19 protein-coding genes and 1 tRNA gene are annotated in these 16,037 nt (G+C 75.7%); 12 read left to right on the top strand and 8 right to left on the bottom strand.

The genetic code is table 11. The annotated features are described in order from the left end of the window. The 5 genes from ACYVKY_RS04545 to der all read left to right on the top strand — a co-directional run. Positions 1–841, top strand: an 841-nt coding sequence (locus tag ACYVKY_RS04545) for a pseudouridine synthase (RefSeq protein ID WP_460433808.1), incomplete at its 5' end; no start/stop codon positions are given. A gap of 111 nt (positions 842–952) precedes the next feature. Then, positions 953–1,315: a chorismate mutase gene (gene aroH / locus ACYVKY_RS04540; protein WP_460433809.1), complete on the top strand. Its 363-nt coding sequence runs from the start codon at positions 953–955 to the stop codon at positions 1,313–1,315. Between the two features lie 7 nt (positions 1,316–1,322). After that, positions 1,323–2,429, top strand: coding sequence for a prephenate dehydrogenase (locus tag ACYVKY_RS04535; RefSeq protein ID WP_460433807.1), 1,107 nt, complete (start codon positions 1,323–1,325; stop codon positions 2,427–2,429). A 165-nt stretch (positions 2,430–2,594) separates the two neighbouring features. Then, positions 2,595–3,293 (top strand): (d)CMP kinase, encoded by a 699-nt coding sequence (cmk, locus tag ACYVKY_RS04530; RefSeq protein WP_460433806.1) that lies wholly within the window; start codon positions 2,595–2,597, stop codon positions 3,291–3,293. Beyond that, positions 3,290–4,762 carry a ribosome-associated GTPase EngA gene (gene der / locus ACYVKY_RS04525; RefSeq protein WP_460433805.1) on the top strand — a complete coding sequence of 491 codons (1,473 nt, stop codon included), beginning with the start codon at positions 3,290–3,292 and terminating at the stop codon, positions 4,760–4,762. The genes cmk and der overlap by 4 nt, the downstream gene beginning before the upstream one ends. A gap of 12 nt (positions 4,763–4,774) precedes the next feature. Here the strand turns inward: der and ACYVKY_RS04520 are convergent, their stop codons facing one another. The 5 genes from ACYVKY_RS04520 to ACYVKY_RS04500 all read right to left on the bottom strand — a co-directional run bounded on the left by ACYVKY_RS04520 (position 4,775) and on the right by ACYVKY_RS04500 (position 7,931). Next, complete coding sequence (locus ACYVKY_RS04520) at positions 4,775–5,155, bottom strand: hypothetical protein (RefSeq protein WP_460433804.1); 381 nt, start codon at positions 5,153–5,155, stop codon at positions 4,775–4,777. Continuing rightward, positions 5,152–5,772 (bottom strand): TetR/AcrR family transcriptional regulator, encoded by a 621-nt coding sequence (locus ACYVKY_RS04515; RefSeq protein WP_460433803.1) that lies wholly within the window; start codon positions 5,770–5,772, stop codon positions 5,152–5,154. The genes ACYVKY_RS04520 and ACYVKY_RS04515 overlap by 4 nt, the downstream gene beginning before the upstream one ends. Positions 5,773–5,842: 70 nt before the next feature. Further along, positions 5,843–6,643 (bottom strand): DUF4184 family protein, encoded by an 801-nt coding sequence (locus tag ACYVKY_RS04510; protein WP_460433802.1) that lies wholly within the window; start codon positions 6,641–6,643, stop codon positions 5,843–5,845. Between the two features lie 274 nt (positions 6,644–6,917). After that, positions 6,918–6,991, bottom strand: a tRNA-Pro gene (locus ACYVKY_RS04505). 34 nt (positions 6,992–7,025) lie between these two features. Then, a complete protein-coding gene (locus ACYVKY_RS04500; RefSeq protein WP_460433801.1) occupies positions 7,026–7,931 on the bottom strand; it encodes a LysR family transcriptional regulator in 906 nt (301 codons plus the stop codon). A gap of 83 nt (positions 7,932–8,014) precedes the next feature. Here ACYVKY_RS04500 and ACYVKY_RS04495 point away from each other — a divergent pair, with 83 nt between their 5' ends. Next, the gene (locus tag ACYVKY_RS04495; protein WP_460433800.1) at positions 8,015–9,253 is read left to right on the top strand and encodes an MFS transporter; all 1,239 of its coding nucleotides are present in this window, start codon (positions 8,015–8,017) and stop codon (positions 9,251–9,253) included. Further along, the gene (locus ACYVKY_RS04490; protein ID WP_460433799.1) at positions 9,250–10,032 is read left to right on the top strand and encodes an alpha/beta fold hydrolase; all 783 of its coding nucleotides are present in this window, start codon (positions 9,250–9,252) and stop codon (positions 10,030–10,032) included. The genes ACYVKY_RS04495 and ACYVKY_RS04490 overlap by 4 nt, the downstream gene beginning before the upstream one ends. Here ACYVKY_RS04490 and ACYVKY_RS04485 read toward each other — a convergent pair. Beyond that, positions 10,029–10,205, bottom strand: a complete 177-nt coding sequence (locus ACYVKY_RS04485; RefSeq protein ID WP_460433798.1) for a hypothetical protein — start codon at positions 10,203–10,205, stop codon at positions 10,029–10,031. The two genes, ACYVKY_RS04490 and ACYVKY_RS04485, sit on opposite strands and share 4 nt — an antisense overlap. A gap of 65 nt (positions 10,206–10,270) precedes the next feature. On the opposite strand from ACYVKY_RS04485, the gene ACYVKY_RS04480 reads away from it, so the two are divergent. Further along, positions 10,271–10,744, top strand: coding sequence for a MarR family winged helix-turn-helix transcriptional regulator (locus ACYVKY_RS04480; RefSeq protein ID WP_460433797.1), 474 nt, complete (start codon positions 10,271–10,273; stop codon positions 10,742–10,744). 74 nt (positions 10,745–10,818) lie between these two features. Beyond that, positions 10,819–12,588, top strand: coding sequence for a serine hydrolase domain-containing protein (locus tag ACYVKY_RS04475; RefSeq protein WP_460433796.1), 1,770 nt, complete (start codon positions 10,819–10,821; stop codon positions 12,586–12,588). 28 nt (positions 12,589–12,616) lie between these two features. Here the strand turns inward: ACYVKY_RS04475 and ACYVKY_RS04470 are convergent, their stop codons facing one another. Continuing rightward, positions 12,617–13,870: an MFS transporter gene (locus tag ACYVKY_RS04470; RefSeq protein ID WP_460433795.1), complete on the bottom strand. Its 1,254-nt coding sequence runs from the start codon at positions 13,868–13,870 to the stop codon at positions 12,617–12,619. A gap of 66 nt (positions 13,871–13,936) precedes the next feature. Here ACYVKY_RS04470 and ACYVKY_RS04465 point away from each other — a divergent pair, with 66 nt between their 5' ends. The 3 genes from ACYVKY_RS04465 to ACYVKY_RS04455 all read left to right on the top strand — a co-directional run bounded on the left by ACYVKY_RS04465 (position 13,937) and on the right by ACYVKY_RS04455 (position 15,543). Further along, entirely contained in the window at positions 13,937–14,452 is a 516-nt protein-coding gene (locus ACYVKY_RS04465; RefSeq protein WP_460433794.1) for an AAA family ATPase, read from the top strand. 188 nt (positions 14,453–14,640) lie between these two features. Beyond that, on the top strand, positions 14,641–15,036 hold the full coding sequence (locus ACYVKY_RS04460; RefSeq protein WP_460433793.1) for an acyl-CoA thioesterase: 396 nt from the start codon (positions 14,641–14,643) through the stop codon (positions 15,034–15,036). Then, positions 15,037–15,543 carry a DnaJ family domain-containing protein gene (locus ACYVKY_RS04455; protein WP_460433792.1) on the top strand — a complete coding sequence of 169 codons (507 nt, stop codon included), beginning with the start codon at positions 15,037–15,039 and terminating at the stop codon, positions 15,541–15,543. It abuts the gene before it with no gap. Here ACYVKY_RS04455 and ACYVKY_RS04450 read toward each other — a convergent pair. After that, the coding region (locus tag ACYVKY_RS04450; RefSeq protein WP_460433791.1) for an FAD-linked oxidase C-terminal domain-containing protein at positions 15,431–16,037 on the bottom strand (607 nt) is incomplete at its 5' end. The genes ACYVKY_RS04455 and ACYVKY_RS04450 overlap by 113 nt on opposite strands.

Below are 16,037 nucleotides of genomic sequence, written 5' to 3'. Positions count from 1 at the left end.
GGCCGGCGGCAAGGGCAAGCCGCAGGGCAAGGGCGGGTCGGCCAAGGGCGCGCGCCCGCCGCAGCGCCGGCCGCAGCCGCACCGCGCGAGCCAGCCCGCCGTCGACGTGCACGACCCCGAGGGCGTGCGCCTGCAGAAGCTGCTGGCCTCCGCCGGCGTGGCGTCGCGCCGCGCGAGCGAGGACCTCATCGCCGCGGGCCGGGTCGAGGTCGACGGCCAGGTCGTCACCGAGCTCGGCGTGCGCGTCGACCCGGAGACCGCCGTCATCCACGTCGACGGCATGCGGCTCCAGCTCGACACCACGAAGGTCTACCTGGCGCTGAACAAGCCCCGCGGCGTGGTGAGCTCGATGAGCGACCCCGAGGGGCGCCCGTCGATCGGCGACCTGGTCGGCGACCGCGCCGACCGGCTCTTCCACGTGGGCCGGCTCGACGTCGACACCGAGGGCCTGCTGCTCGTCACCAACGACGGCGACTTCTCGCACCGCATGCAGCACCCCTCGTACGAGGTGCCGAAGACGTACCTCGCCGAGATCCCGGGCCCGGTCCCGCGCGACCTGGGCAAGCGGCTGCGCGCCGGCATCGAGCTCGAGGACGGTCTGACGCGGGTCGACTCGTTCAAGCTGGTCGACTCCCGCCCGGGCAAGGCATTGGTCGAGGTCGTGCTGCACGAGGGGCGCCACCACATCGTCCGCCGGCTGCTCGCCGAGGTCGGGCACCCGGTGCTGCAGCTGGTGCGGGTGCAGATCGGCCCGGTGCTGCTCGGCGACCTGCTCCCGGGGCGGCACCGCGCGCTCACCCGCGAGGAGCTCGGCACCCTGATGGCGTCCGTCGGCCTCTGACGCCGGTCGCGCGCGCTGCTGCGTCTCGCGGGACGGATAGCGCGTCCCGGCTCGTGGACGGGGTCCTACCGTGGTGCCCGACGACGCGGTGCGGTGACGAGGGGAGACGTGGTGGCGGTCCGGGCGATCCGTGGGGCGATCCAGCTCGACGAGGACGAGCGCGAGCACCTGCTCGCGTCGACCCGCGAGCTCGTCACCGCGGTGATGACGGCGAACGCGCTGTCGTCCGACGACCTGATCTCGATCGTGTTCACCGTCACCGCCGACCTGCGCAGCGAGTTCCCCGCGCTGGCCGCCCGCGAGCTCGGCATGGGCGACGTGCCGCTGCTGTGCACCGTCGAGATCGACGTGCCGGGCTCGATGCCCCGGGTCGTGCGGCTGATGGCGCACGCGGAGATGGACGTCCCGCGCAGCCAGGTGCAGCACGTCTACCTGCGCGGGGCCGTCGGCCTGCGGCGCGACCTGGCCCAGTGAGCACCCGGTGAACGCCGCCGTGCGCACGAACGGTCCCGTCCGGGTCGTCGGCACCGGGCTGCTCGGCGCCAGCGTCGGCCTCGGCCTGCGCGGCCAGGGGGTCGACGTCGTGCTCGACGACCCGTCGCCGACCGCCCGGGCGCTGGCGCGCGACCTCGGCGCCGGCCGGCTGCCCGCCGACGACGACCCCGACCCCGTCCTCGTGCTCGTGGCCGCACCGCCGGACGTCACGGCCGACGTGGTCGCCGACGCCCTCCGACGCTGGCCCGCCGCGGTCGTCACCGACGTCGCGAGCGTGAAGGGACGCCCGCTCGCCGCACTGCGGGCGTCCGGCGCCACCGGTCTGGGGCGCTACGTGGGCGGTCACCCGCTCGCCGGGCGCGAGCGCTCGGGCGCCGTCGCCGCCCGCGGTGACCTGTTCGTCGGGCGGCCGTGGGTGCTCACCCCCGCCGTGGGCACCGACGCCGGTGCCGTGGCCGCGGTGCGCGACCTGGTCGTCGACCTGGGTGCCGCGCCCGTGGTGATGCCGGCCGACGACCACGACGGCGCGGTCGCCCGGGTGTCGCACGTGCCGCAGGTCGCCTCGAGCCTGGTGGCCGCGCGGCTCGTCGACGCCGAGGACGCCGCCGTGGCGCTCGCGGGCCAGGGGCTGCGCGACGTCACCCGGGTCGCGGCCAGCGACCCGGCCCTGTGGGTGCAGATCCTGGGCGCCAACGCCGGCCCGGTCGCCGAGGTGCTGCGGGCGCTGCGCTCCGACCTCGACACCGTGGTCGCCGCCCTCGAGGCGCTCGCCGCCGACCCCGACGCGCCCGGCGCCCGCGCCGACCTGGCGCGCGCCCTCGACGCCGGCGTGCGGGGCCAGTCGCGCATCCCGGGCAAGCACGGAGCCGCCCCGCAGCGCTTCGCCGTGGTGACCGTGCAGGTGCCCGACCGCCCCGGCGAGCTCGGCCGGCTGCTCGCCTTCATGGGCGAGCACGGCGTCAACCTCGAGGACCTGCGGCTCGAGCACGTGCCCGACCGGCTCGTGGGGCTGGCCGAGGTGTCGGTCGTCCCGGCCGCGCGCGAGCGGCTCGAGCAGGTGCTCCGCGACGGCGGTTGGGAGCTCGCCGGCTGAGTCCGTGTGCACAGCACGAGGAGTCGAGCCCGGATCCGGCCGTGGTCGGCGTGCGCGGCGCACAGACTCCCCGCGGTGTGCACACGGCGGCGGGCGAACCGATTCGGGGGAACGGGTCGCGCGCCCGTAGGCTGGGGCGTTCCCCCAGCAGAACAGAGGTACCTCGTGCGTGCGCGTTCCGGTGACGGCCTGGTCGTCGCCATCGACGGCCCCTCCGGGTCGGGCAAGTCCAGCGTGAGCCGCGGCGTCGCGCAGCGGCTCGGCCTGGCCTACCTCGACACGGGCGCGATGTACCGCGCGGTGACCTGGTGGTGCCTGCAGCGCGACATCGACCTCGCCCAGGAGGGCGCCGTCGCCGACGCCGCGCAGACGATCGACCTGCGGATGGGCACCGACCCGGCCGCGCCGACGGTGCACGTGGGGGAGACCGACGTGGCCGACTTCATCCGCGACCGGGCCATCTCCGCCGTGGTCAGCGCCGTGGCCACCAACCTCGAGGTGCGGGCCGAGCTGCAGCGCCGCCAGCGCGAGCTGGTCGCCGAGCTGGAGGTGCCGGGGGTCGTGGCCGAGGGCCGCGACATCACCACGGTCGTCGCCCCGGACGCCGACGTGCGCGTCCTGCTCACCGCCGACGAGGACGCCCGCGTCCGCCGCCGGTCGGCGCAGGACCGGGTGGGCGACGACCAGGCCGCGGCGACCCGCGACCAGGTGCTGCGGCGCGACCGCGACGACTCGACGGTCTCGCAGTTCCTGCAGGCGGCCGACGGCGTCGTCACGATCGACTCGTCCGAGCTCGACCTCGAGCAGACGGTGCAAGCGGTGCTGGACGTCGTCCGCGCCCAGGTGGGAGAGGTGACCCCGTGAGCGACGGCCCCCAGGACGCGACCGCGGACGAGCAGGAGTTCGTCGACCCCACCCCCGCGCTGCGGGTCGGGCTCGAGGAGTACGAGCTCTCCGACGAGGACCTGGCGCTGCTCGACGGCGACGAGGTCGACCTCGACGACGAGCGCGCCGGGCCGCTGCCGGTGCTGGCCGTCGTCGGTCGCCCGAACGTCGGCAAGTCGACGCTGGTCAACCGCATCCTCGGCCGGCGCGAGGCGGTCGTGCAGGACGTGCCGGGCGTGACGCGCGACCGCGTGCGGTACCGCGCGGAGTGGGCCGGTCGCGACTTCGTCCTGGTCGACACCGGCGGCTGGGAGGTCGACGTGCTCGGTCTCGACGCCGCCGTCGCCAAGCAGGCCGAGGTGGCCGTCGAGCTCGCCGACGCCGTCGTGTTCGTCGTCGACGCGACGGTGGGCGCCACCGCCACCGACGAGCGCGTGGTGCGGATGCTGCGCCGCTCCGGCAAGCCGGTGGTGCTGGCCGCGAACAAGGTCGACGACGCCAAGGGGGAGGCCGACGCCGCGCAGCTGTGGAGCCTCGGCCTCGGCGAGCCGTTCCCGGTCTCGGCCGTGCACGGCCGCGGCTCGGGCGACCTGCTCGACGCCGTGATGGCGGTGCTGCCCACCGAGTCGCAGGTCGGCGACGTGTACGGGTCCGGCGGACCGCGCCGCGTCGCGCTCATCGGCAAGCCGAACGTCGGCAAGTCGTCGCTGCTGAACAAGATGGTCGGGTCCGACCGCGTCGTCGTCGACGCCGTGGCCGGCACCACCCGCGACCCCGTCGACGAGGTGGTGACGCTCGCCGGACGCCAGTGGCAGTTCGTCGACACCGCCGGGATCCGCCGGCGCGTGCACCAGACGTCCGGCGCCGACTTCTACGCCTCGCTGCGCACCCAGGGCGCGCTGGAGAAGGCCGAGGTGGCCGTCGTCCTGATCGACGCCAGCGACACCCTCACCGAGCAGGACACCCGCATCCTGTCGATGGTCATCGAGTCCGGTCGCGCGCTCGTGATCGCCTACAACAAGTGGGACCTGATGGACGACGAGCGTCGTCGCTACCTCGAGCGCGAGATCGAGATCGACCTGGTGCAGGTGCAGTGGGCGCCGCGGGTCAACATCTCGGCGCGCACCGGCCGCCACCTGGAGCGGCTCGTGCCGGCGCTCGACGTCGCCCTCGACTCGTGGGACACCCGCATCCCGACCGGACGCCTGAACGCCTTCTTCGGCGAGCTGGTCGCGGCGCACCCGCACCCGGTGCGGGGCGGCAAGCAGCCGCGCATCCTGTTCGCGACGCAGCCCTCGACGCGTCCGCCGCGGTTCGTGGTGTTCGCCTCCGGCTTCCTCGAGGCCGGCTACCGCCGGTTCATCGAGCGACGCCTGCGCGAGACCTTCGGCTTCGAGGGCACGCCGATCGAGGTCTCGGTCCGCGTCCGCGAGAAGCGGCGTCGCTGAACCGGTCTCACGTCAGAGTCCGAGCGCGACGACGAGGGCGCAGCACGCGAGCACCAGCGTGACCGGGGTCATGACGAGGCGCTCGGGACGGCTCCGCGAGATGCCGTTCAGCGCGACGCCGAGCGCGAGGTAGGCGACGAGCACCCAGGTGCCGACGACGACGGGTGCGGTGGTGCCGCCGGGGAGCAGGCCCGCCCGGCTGAGCAGCAGCGCCGCGAACGCCGCGTAGAGCAGCACCGACAGGACGCTGCCCACCCGCAGCCGGCGGGGGAGCACCTCGTGCTGCCCGCCCCAGACGAGACGGCCGTACGGGCGACCGGACGCGACGAGCAGCTGCAGCACCGCCAGCCCGGTCAGCACCACGGCGACGACGACGGCCGCCGCGGCGCTCACCGCGCGACCTCGGCGTCGACCCGGGCCTGCAGGCCGTCCAGGACGACCTCGAGCCCGAAGTCGAACCCGTCCTCGAACCGGTAGCCGGGGTCGGCGAGCAGGTCGCCGAGGACGGCGACGAGGTGGGGGTGGTCGTCGGCCGCACGCGCGAGGCCGGCGGCGTACTGCGCCTGCCCTCCCACCTCCTCGAACGGCAGGTGCTGCTCGGTGAGCACGGAGCCGTAGACGTAGGCGTCGAGCACGGCGAACGCGTGCATCGCCAGACGGTGGGAGAAGCCGTTGCCGAGCAGGTTCGCGAGCACCGCGTCGTGGTGCCGCAGCAGCGACGGACCCGGTGCGGTCCGCGACTCGACCAGCCCGATCGCCCACGGGTGCGCCCCGAGCACCCGCCGGGCCGAACCCGCCCGCGCCGTCATCGCCGGGCGCCACGGGTCGGCGGCGTCCGGGAGGTCGACCTGGCTGAGGACGTCGTCGGCGAGGGCGTCGAGCAGGGCCTCCTTGCCGTCGACGTGGTGGTAGAGCGACATCGCCTCGACCCCGAGCTGCTTGCCGACGCTGCGCATGCTCACCGCGGCCAGCCCGCCGCCGTCGGCCACCGCCGTGGCCGCCGCCAGCACCCTCTCCCTGCTCAGACCCGTCCTGGCCGCCACGCAGCACCCCCGTCCTCGAAGACTTACGCGTGTAAGGCTAGCGGACGCGGCGCGGCGTGGGCTCCAGGGCGTGCCGCACCCACCAGACCGCCACCGCACCGGCGGCCAGCGCGACGAGAGCGACGCCGGCTCCCTTCACGGCGTCCGAGACGACCACCTCGACGAACTGCTCGGCGGTGAACCAGCGCCGCGGGCCGTCCCACCAGCGCGCGGTGGTCGCGGCGGCGTCGACGTCGGCCCCGACCACCGCCGTCGCGACGGCGAGCCGCTGGCGGCGCGCGACGGTCGTGCCGCGCCCGGCGAGCCAGTGCGTCCGTCGCCGCCACGACCAGGCCGCCAGCGCCACGAGGCCCAGCACGGTGCTGAGGTGCTGCAGGACGCGCGCCCACGTCTGCCCGGCGACCGCCTGCTGCTGCAGCGGCTCGAGCCGCTGCACCGCCCAACCGTCGCCGTGCGTGAACGAGTCCCAGACGACGTGGGTGAGGACGCCGAGCGCCACCGACACCAGGACCCACAGCAAGGTCGCGGGGCCGGGCGGCGGTGCCGCCGGCGGGCGTCCGTGCGGCGCGAGCGACCCGAGCGGACGGCGCGCGAGGCGTGCCGCGCCGTACAGCACGAGGCCGACGGGCACCGCGACCTGGACCGTGCCGGGCCACCCGTGCGAGGTGGTGCCGTTCAGCAGCGGTTCCCACCAGTCGCCTGCGGCCACCGGCACGCCTGCTGCGCGCAGGAAGTACGGCACGTCCGGTGCCATCGAGCCCGCGACCAGTGCCGCCGGGACGAGCGGTCCGCGGAACAGCGGCAGGACGGCCGCTGCGTGCGACAGGGTGAACGGCACGGGGGATCAGACGGTCCTGGTCGCCGGGTGCACCCCGCGACCCTCGCACACGGTCGGTGTGGCGCCGCGTCCGCCCCGACGTCGCGCACCCTCCTGTGACGTCGCGGAGGCCGGGGCGTGCGCGACGTGACGACCAGGTGCGCGCCGTGCGCCGTCTCGGTCCGACAGGAGCCGTCGTCACGCCCGGCTCGTCGCTCGCCGGTCGTTCCTCCTCCCGCCATCCGGTCCACCGACAGCGAAAGGGGCCCGGCTGACGCCGAGCCCCTCTTCGCTGTCGGGCTGACAGGATTTGAACCTGCGACCCCTTGACCCCCAGTCAAGTGCGCTACCAAGCTGCGCTACAGCCCGATGCCCGACGGTCCCCCGTCGAGCGGGGACGAGCCTACCGGACGCCCGGACCGCCCGACGACGGGCTTCCCGCCACCCCGGCGCGGACGAGGTCGAGCACGCGGCGGGCCGGGGGCGGCAGGTCGCGGTCGAGGCGCCAGGTCAGGCCGATGGTGCGGCGCGCCGCCGGGGCACCGGCCAGGCGCAGGCCCACCGACCCGGTCAGCCCGACGAACGGCTCCGGCACGAGCGCGACCCCGAGGCCCGCCGCGACCAGACCCTCGATGGTCGCGAGGTCCTGGCTCTCGAACGACACCGACGGCGCCACGCCCGCGTCGCGGAGCAGCCCGTCGACCAGCGCCCGGAAGCCGAAGCCCGGCGGCGTCGTGACGAGCTCCTCGTCCGCGAGCTCGGCGAGGCGCACCCGCCGGCGGCGGCGCCACCGGTGCGTGGGAGGCACCACGACCACCAGCCGCTCCTCCTGCAGCGGGACCCAGCCGTGGCCCTGCTCGGGGCGGGGGGAGGTGATGGCCAGGTCGGCGGTGCCCGACGCCAGGTCGCCGAGCATCGAGTGGGCCGGTTCCTGGCGCAGCACGAGCCGCACCGCCGGCAGCTGCTCGTGCACCGCCCGCAGCACCGCCGGCACCAACGAGGTCGCGATCGAGTCGAGGAAGGCCAGCCGCACCACGCCGGCGTCGGGGTCCAGCTCGGCACCCAGGTCGGCGCGCAGCCGCTCGTACCGTGCGACCAGCTCGGTCGCGGCCTCGACGACCAGCCGGCCGGCGGGCGTGGGGCGCACGCCGCCGGGGTGGCGCACGAACAGCTGGGCCCCGAGCTCGTCCTCCACCCGGGCGAGCGCCCGGGACAGCGTCGGCTGGTTCGTGCCGAGAACCGCGGCGGCGTCGGTGACGTGGCCGAGCTCGGCGACGGCGGCGGTCCAGGCCAGATCACGCAGCAGCACGCCGTCACCATACGCGTCGCGCATCGACACTGGCGCTGGTAGGCATTCGACGCATGCTGCGCCCGGGGAGCACAGTCGACCGGGTGAGCACCGCGACCACCACGTCCGCCGCGACCGGCTACGCCGCGGGCACGCGCGAGTACCGGCGCGTCGTCACCGCCCTGTTCGCCGCCGGTCTGGCGACCTTCGCGCTGCTCTACAGCACCCAGGCGCTGCTGCCGGAGCTGTCGGCGCAGTTCGGCGTCAGCGTCGGCCGCAGCGCCCTGACGCTCTCGCTGACGACGGCGGCGCTGGGTCTCGCGCTGCTCGTCGTCGGCCCGGTCTCGGACGTGGTGGGGCGCACCCGGCTGCTGCACGCCTCGCTCGGGGCGTCCGCCGTGGTGGCCGTCGCGTGCGCCCTCGCGCCGTCGTGGTCGTCGCTGCTCGCGCTGCGCACCCTGCAGGGGCTCGCCCTGGCGGGCCTGCCCGCCGTGGCGACGGCCTACCTGCGCGAGGAGCTGCACCCCTCGACGCACGCCCGCGCCGCCGGTCTCTACATCGGGGGCACCGCGCTCGGTGGCATGGTCGGGCGGCTGCTGACCGGGGCGGTCGGCGAGGTCGGCGGATGGCGCTGGGCGCTGGCGGCCACGGCGCTGGTCGCGGTCGCGTGCGCGGTCGTCGTGCGCGTGCTGCTGCCCCCGTCGCGAGGCTTCGACCCGCGGCCCGTCGGCGTGCGGCACCTCGTCGACGGCACCCTGCGCGCGCTGCGCGACCCGGTCCTGGTCGGGCTGTTCGTCGTCGGCGGCCTGGCCGCCGGCTCCCTCGTGGCGGTGTTCAACGGTCTCGGATTCCGGCTGGCGGGTGCGCCGTTCCACCTCGGCCTCGGCGTCGCCAGCCTCGTCTTCCTGGTCTACCCGCTCGGCTCCGCGGGCTCGGTGGTCTCCGGTCGGGTGGCGGACGTGCGGGGCCGGCGGGCCGTGCTGCCGGTCGGCGCGGTGCTGGCCCTGGCCGGCGTCCTGCTCACCGGGCCCGACTCGCTGTTCACCGTCGTCGCCGGGACGGCCGTCCTGACCGTCGGGTTCTTCGTCGTGCACGGCGTCGCGAGCGGGTGGGTACCGGCGCGGGCCGCCGCCGTGGGGGCGAGCACCGCGCAGGCGGCCTCGCTCTACCTGTTCGCCTTCTACCTCGGCTCGTCGATGCTCGGCGCCGCCGCGGGTCCGGCCCTGTCGGCAGCCGGGTGGTCCGGGGTCGTCGCGCTCGCGGCGGGGCTGTTCGGCGTCACCACCGTGCTGGCCGTCCTCCTGCGCCGCACCCGCCCGCTGGTGGAGACTGCCACCCGATGAGGACCTCCGTGCCGGCGACGCCCGGCGGGGCGCCGATCGCCGTGCAGGAGAGCGGGTCGCCGGACGCCCCGCCGCTGCTCCTGCTGGCCGGGCAGGCCAACTCGCACGCGTGGTGGGACGGCCTGCGGTCGTCCTTCGACGACGCCTTCCGCGTCCTCACCCTCGACTGGCGCGGGACCGGGGGCAGCCGCGGCGAGGTCGGCCCGTGGAGCACCGCCTCGTTCGCGGCGGACGTCGCCGCCGTCGTCGACGCCGTGGTCGCCGGTCCGGTGGCCGTGTACGGCACGTCGATGGGCGGCCGGGTCGCCCAGGTGCTCGCGGCCCGGCGTCCCGACCTGGTCGCGCGCCTCGTGCTCGCCTGCACCTCGCCCGGCGGTCCGCACGCCCTGGAGCGGGGCCCGGACGTCCGCCGGGCGCTCGCCGACCCCGACCCGGGACGCCGCCGGGCGGCCCTGCGCGCGCTGTTCTTCACGTCCGCCCACCCGGACACCCCGGAGGACGACCGGCTGCTCGGCGACCCGTCGATGTCGGCCGCGGAGCGCCGCGCCCACCTGCGGGCCAGCGACGCGCACGACGCGTGGGACCTGCTGCCCCACGTGGGCGCACCCACCCTGGTGCTGCACGGCGAGGACGACCGGATGACACCGGCGGGCAACGCCCACCTGCTCGCAGCGCGGATCCCGGACGCCGAGGTCGCGGTGCTGCCCGGGTGCCACGGCTTCTTCGTCGAGCACGCCGGGCGGGTGACGCCCGTCGTCCGGGACTTCCTGCTCGACTAGGAGGCGCGCCGGGCGCGGACGGCGTCGAGGCGGGCCTGCCGCTCCCGCCGCAGCCGCGAGTGCGGGTCGTCGGCCTCGCCGAGCTGGGCGGGGCCCAGGACGAAGTACATGCCGTACCGCAGCCCCCACCAGAGGCGGTAGCCGAGGGGGAGACGGGGTCGGTCAGTGGCCACGTGAATCCTTCGTCCAGGAACAGTTCGTGCCCTCAGCATATCGCGGACGGACTACGATCGACGACGTGACCTCCACCGCCGAACCGACGGACGACCTGCTCGCGCTCGACCGCCAGGTCTGCTTCGCGCTCGCCGTGGCCGCCCGCCGGGTCATCGCGCTGTACCGGCCGGTGCTCGACGCGATGGACCTGACCCACCCCCAGTACCTCGTGATGCTCGCCCTGTGGGAGCAGCAGCCGCAACGGGTCTCGGACCTCGCGCGGCGGCTCAGTCTCGAGCCCCCCACGCTGTCGCCGCTGCTGAAGCGGTTGGAGGCGGTCGGGTACGTCACGCGCGAGCGCGATCCGGCGGACGAGCGCGCGCTGCAGGTGCGGCTGACGCGCCGCGGGGTGGCGCTGCGCCGGCGGGCCGAGCGGGTGCCGCCCGCGATCGTCGACCGGCTGGGCATGGACGTGGCCGAGCTCGAGCAGGCGCGCGAGGTCCTCGACCGCCTGATCGCCGCCGCGGGGCCCGCCGGGGACACGACCGGGGACCGTTGACCCGCGTCCCGGACGGTGAGAATGTTTCGTCTCGATAGCCCGATTCGGGAAGAAAGTTCCACCGGAGGTCCGCCGTGCCCCGTCGCCGTTCGTCCGCCGTCCCGAGGACGGCCGTCGCCGCCCTCGGCGCCCTCGTCCTCGTGACCGGGCTGACCGTCCCGGCGGTCGCGACCGAGGGCGCCGTGCAGGGACGGTTCGACCGGCCGCAGCCCGGGTTCGCCCCGCGCACGACCGTCCTGGTCGACGGCGCGCCCGAGCAGGTCGGCCTCGACCCGGTGCCGCTGCGGGCGGGCCTCGACGCGGTCGCGGCCGCGTCGCAGGACCCGGACGGCGCCGGCCCGCTGCGACCGCAGCAGGCGGGCGCGGTCGCGCTGGTCGTCCACGACGGCGTGGTGGTGGCGCACGAGGCGTCGGGGTACGCGGTGCGGTACGCCGACCAGGCGGGCACCGAGCTGCCGCCCGAGCAGCAGGCGCCGACCACCACGGACACCGTGTACGACCTGGCCTCGATCTCGAAGCTCTTCACGACCGTCGTGGTGCTCGGCCTCGCCGAGGAGGGGGCGATCGACCTGGACGCCCCCGTCGCCGACGTCGTGCCCGAATTCGCCGCCAACGGCAAGCAGGACATCACCCCGCGGCACCTGCTGACCCACACCGGCGGGCTGCCGGCGTGGCTGCCGCTGTGGAGCGCCTACCCGACGCCCGAGGCGCGGTTCGCGGCCGCCCTGGCCGCGACGCCGTCGTCGGCGCCGGGGGAGACGTACGTCTACAGCGACATCGGCCTGATCAGCCTGGGCGTGCTCGCCGAGCGCGCGGGCGGCGCCCCGCTCGACCAGCTGGTGCGCGAGCGCGTCACCGAGCCGCTCGGCCTGCACGACACCGGGTACCGGCCGACCGGCGACCTCGCCGCGCGGGCCGCGGCCACCGAGTACCAGTCGTCGCCCCCGCGGGGCATGGTGCGTGGCGAGGTGCATGACGAGAACGCCTGGGCCCTGGGCGGTGTCGCCGGCCACGCCGGGGTGTTCTCGACGGCGCACGACGTCGCGGTCCTCGGCCAGATGCTGCTGAACGGCGGGTCGTACGGCGGCACCCGGGTGCTGCAGCAGGCCACGCTGCGCGAGGCGTTCACGAACCAGGTCGACGGCGTCACCACGAGCGAGCGCGGGCTCGGTCTCGAGCTCGACGCCCGCTTCTACATGGGCGCGCTCGTCGGCGACGGCACCGCCGGGCACACCGGGTTCACCGGTCCGTCGCTGACCGTCGACCGGCTGTCGCGCACCGTCGTGGTGCACCTGGCGAACCGCGTGCACCCCGACCGTGCCTGGGGCTCGAACAACGCGAGCCGGCGCGCGCTGGCCGACGGCGTCGCGCGGTCGCTGCGGGTGCCGCCGACGACGGGTGCGGACGCGTGGGCACCGAGCACCGCGGACGCGACCACGTCGACGCTGCAGGCGGCGCTCGGCGTGCCGCGCGGCGGCGCGCAGCTCACCCACGACCTGTTCCTCGACACCGAGTCGACCGACCTGCTCGCGCTCGAGACCTCGCCGGACGGCGGCGCCACCTGGACGCCCGTCCCGCTGCGGGCGCAGGGCAAGGGGGCACCGGGACGCGTGCCGGACGGCGCGCTGTCCGGCAGCGGCCACCGGACCTGGTGGCAGGTGCAGGCGCGGCTCGCGCCCGGCGAGCAGCTGCTGCGCTGGCGGTACGCGACCGACGCCGCGTACAGCGGCTGGGGCGTGCGCGTCGACGGCGTCCGGGTGGTGGCGCAGGGGGGCGCGCTGCTGCTCGACGCGGAGGCCACGCCCGGGGCGCTCGTCGCGGACGGCTGGACCCGCACGCCCTGACCGCCGTCGGTCGGCGGGGTCCGCGTGCTCAGTCGGGCGCCGGCGCGTCCTCGGCGTCGGCGTGCGCGATGTGCCGCAGCTGGCGCCAGATCACCACGACGAAGACGGCCGACCCCGCGAACGCGAACCAGAACGGCGCGGTGACGCCGTAGTGCTGGGCCAGCAGGCCGCCCAGCCCCGAGCCGACCACGAGCCCGCCCATCACGCCGACGAGGTTCACGCTGCCCACCCGGCCCTGCAGCGCGGTCGGCACGGCGCGCTGGCGGACGGTGACCGACGTCGTCCCCCAGACGAACGCGTGCGCGCCGAAGACGAAGAAGATCGTCAGCGCGACCCACGGGACGGTGGTCAGCGCCAGTGCGAGGTGGGTCAGCGTCTCGATCACGAGCCCGATGCGCATCAGGTTCGCCAGGCTCACCCTCGCGGTCAGCCAGCCGTACGACACGATGCCGAGCAGGCCACCGAGGGCGCCGACCGTGGTGATGAGGCCGAAACCGACCGGGCCCATGCCGAGCCGCTCGGTCGCATAGAGCACCAGCACCGACCACGCGGCACCGAACGTGACGTTGAAGATGAGGATGGTGAGCACCAGGGTGCGCACCGCGGCGTGGTGCAGCACCCACCGCACGCCCTCCACGACGTCCTCGCGCATCCGCCGGGGCGGCTCCTCGGCGGCCGCGGCGCCGTGCGGCGGCAGGCTCACCCGCAGGATCAGCACGACGCCGAGGGCCACCAGCGCCGCCGTCCCGGCGAACGGAAGGGGCTGCGCGACCGCGAACAGGAACGCGCCCACCGGCGGACCGGCGAGCTGGTTCACCGTGACGAACCCCGCCTGCAGGCGGGAGTTCGCGATCGCCAGGTCGTCGCGGTGCACGAGCATCGGCAGCATCGTCGACGACGCGTTGTCGGCGAAGGTCTCGGCGGTGGCGAGCACGAACAGGGCCAGCAGCACGAGCCAGATCGAGGCGACGTCGGTGACCACGGCCACCGCGAGCAGCGCCAGCACCCCTACGCGCACCTGGTCGACGACCACGACGAGCCGGCGCCGGTCGAGGCGGTCGGTGAGCACGCCGGCCCACAACCCGAACAGCAGCGGCGGCAACCAGGCGACGGTGGCGGCGAGGGCGACCAGGAACGGCTCGTCGGTGCGCGAGGCGACCAGCAGCGGACCTGCCGCGAGCAGGACGCCGTCCCCGAGGTTCGACGACCACGACGAGCCGAGCAGCCAGCGGAACCCGGTGCCCAGGCGGCTCGGGACGACCTTCTCCACCAGGCTGCTCACGAGAGCGGGAGCCTACGTCGTGCCGGCACCGCGGTCACCCGCGTTCGCGCCGTGTTGGATGGCCGCGTGCGCCACAGCCTGCTCACCGGCACGTCCGGCACCGGCAAGTCCACCGCCGTGGTCGACCTGGTCGCCCGCGGCGTCGCGGCCGTCGACCTCGACGACCCGCGGTGGTCGCACGAGGTGCCCGACGACTCGCCGTACGCCGACGGGCCGGACGCCACCGACTGGCGCTGGCGCGAGGACGCCGTCCGGTCGCTCCTCGACGACGCGCCCGAGCCCCTCGTGGTCGCCGGCACGTCGACGACCCAGGGCGCGTTCTACGACCGGTTCGCGCACGTGGTGCTCCTGAGCGTGCCGGACGAGGTGGCTCTGCACCGCCTGGCGACCCGCACGACCAACGCCTACGGCAAGGACCCGGCCGAGCTGGCCCGCGAGGTGGCCCTGCGCGCCGAGGTGCAGCCGCTGCTGCGGCGCGGCGCGTGCCTCGAGGTCGACACGTCCGTGCACGACCGCGAGGCGGTGGTCGACCTGCTGCTGGCCCACCTCGACGGTCCGGCCTGCCGGCCGCTGCCGTCCTAGGGTGGAGGCGTGGACGGGACGCTCTGCCATCTGCTCGCTGACGCTCGCGCGGACCCGGCTCCGCGAGGGGTCGACCCCTCCCGCCTCGGCTCGGTCGCTTCGCTCCCTCGTTCGGCGCGCCGGGGCCGACCGGAGCCGGGCCCTGACGCGTGCCACGGGGCCGCTTCACCGGCGGCGGGGGAGCGCTCGTGAGCGGTCCGGTCGCCGTCCCGCTGCGCTGGGTCGACGTCGACGCGCTCGGGCACGTCTACCACGCGACCTACCTGACCCTGCTCGACGAGGCGCGGTCCCGTTTCCTGTCCGGGCTCGGTGTCCACCGCCCGAGCGACCACGTCGTCGCGCGGGTCGAGGTCGACTACGTCGCGTCGGTCGGCCCCGGACACGACCACGTCCTGGTGCGGCACGAGGTCGAGCGGGTGGGGACCACGAGCCTGACCCTGCGCGCGACCCTCGCCACCCCGGACGGCGTCGACCGCGCCCGGGCGCGCGTCGTGATCGTGCTGTGGGACACCGGTTCCCGCGCCCCGCGTCCGGTCGGGGACGACGAGCGCGCCGCGCTGGCGGCCGCGGTGGAGGGGTCCTAGGTGGTGGGCGACCGGCGCGGCTGGGCCGAGCGCGGGATCGAGCGCACGATCCGCGAGGCCCAGGAGCGCGGCGACTTCGACGACCTGCCGGGAGCGGGGAAGCCGCTGGCGCTGGGGAACCCGCACGACCCGGACTGGTGGGTCAAGCAGCTGATCGAGCGCGAGCAGCTGTCGATGGTCGACGCGCTGCCACCGCCGATCCGGCTGCGCCGCGAGGCGGAGCACATGCCGGGCTCGCTCGTCGACCTCGTCACCGAGGCGCAGGTGCGCGCGCACCTCGCCGACTTCAACTCCCGCGTCGAGCAGAGCTGGCGCAGCGCCGGTGCGGGCGCGATGTCGCCGGTCCTGGCGCACCGCGTCGACGTCGAGCGCGTGGTGCGGGGCTGGCGCGAGCTCACCGCCTCGCGCCGGGCGGCGCCGGAGCCGGAGCCCCCACCGGCACCGGCGAGGCGTCGCTGGTGGCGGTGGTGGACGCGTCGGACGGCACCAGCACCCCGGGGTTCATGACGCCCGTCGGGTCGAGCTCACGCGTCAGCGCGCGCAGCAGCCGCACGCCCAGGTCGCCCACCTCGGCGGCCAGGTAGGGGCGGTGGTCGGTGCCCACCGCGTGGTGGTGGCTGATCGTCGCGCCGGCCGCCACGATCGCCTCGCTGGCGGCCGTCTTCGCGCGGTGCCAGTCGCCGAGCGGGTCCTCGCCCTCGGCGGCCGCCACGGTGAAGTAGAGCGAGGCACCCGTCGGGTAGACGTGCGAGACGTGGCACTGCACCACCGCCGGACGGCCCGGCCGCGAGAGCGCTTCGTGCAGAGCGGTTCCCACGGACTGGTGCAGGTCGCCCAGGGCGCCCCACGACGTCGCGGTCTCGAGCGTCTCGACCAGCACCCCCCGGCCGAGCAGCTCGTCGCGCAGGTAGGGGCCCTCGAACCGACCGGACTGCCACGCCAGCGCGACCGCCGCCGGCAGCCGGCGCGCGTCGTGCCGGCCGAGCACGGCCAGCGCCGTG

The organism is Angustibacter speluncae (genome assembly GCF_054777815.1).
Note: the sequence above shows the minus strand (reverse complement) of the source record. Positions and strands in the feature narration are given on the sequence as shown.

What these genes read in the sequence shown, in the direction of transcription:
- ACYVKY_RS04490 (WP_460433799.1), top strand. Translation starts at nt 9,250, where the DNA reads ATGAGGACCTCCGTGCCGGCGACGCCCGGCGGGGCGCCGATCGCCGTG.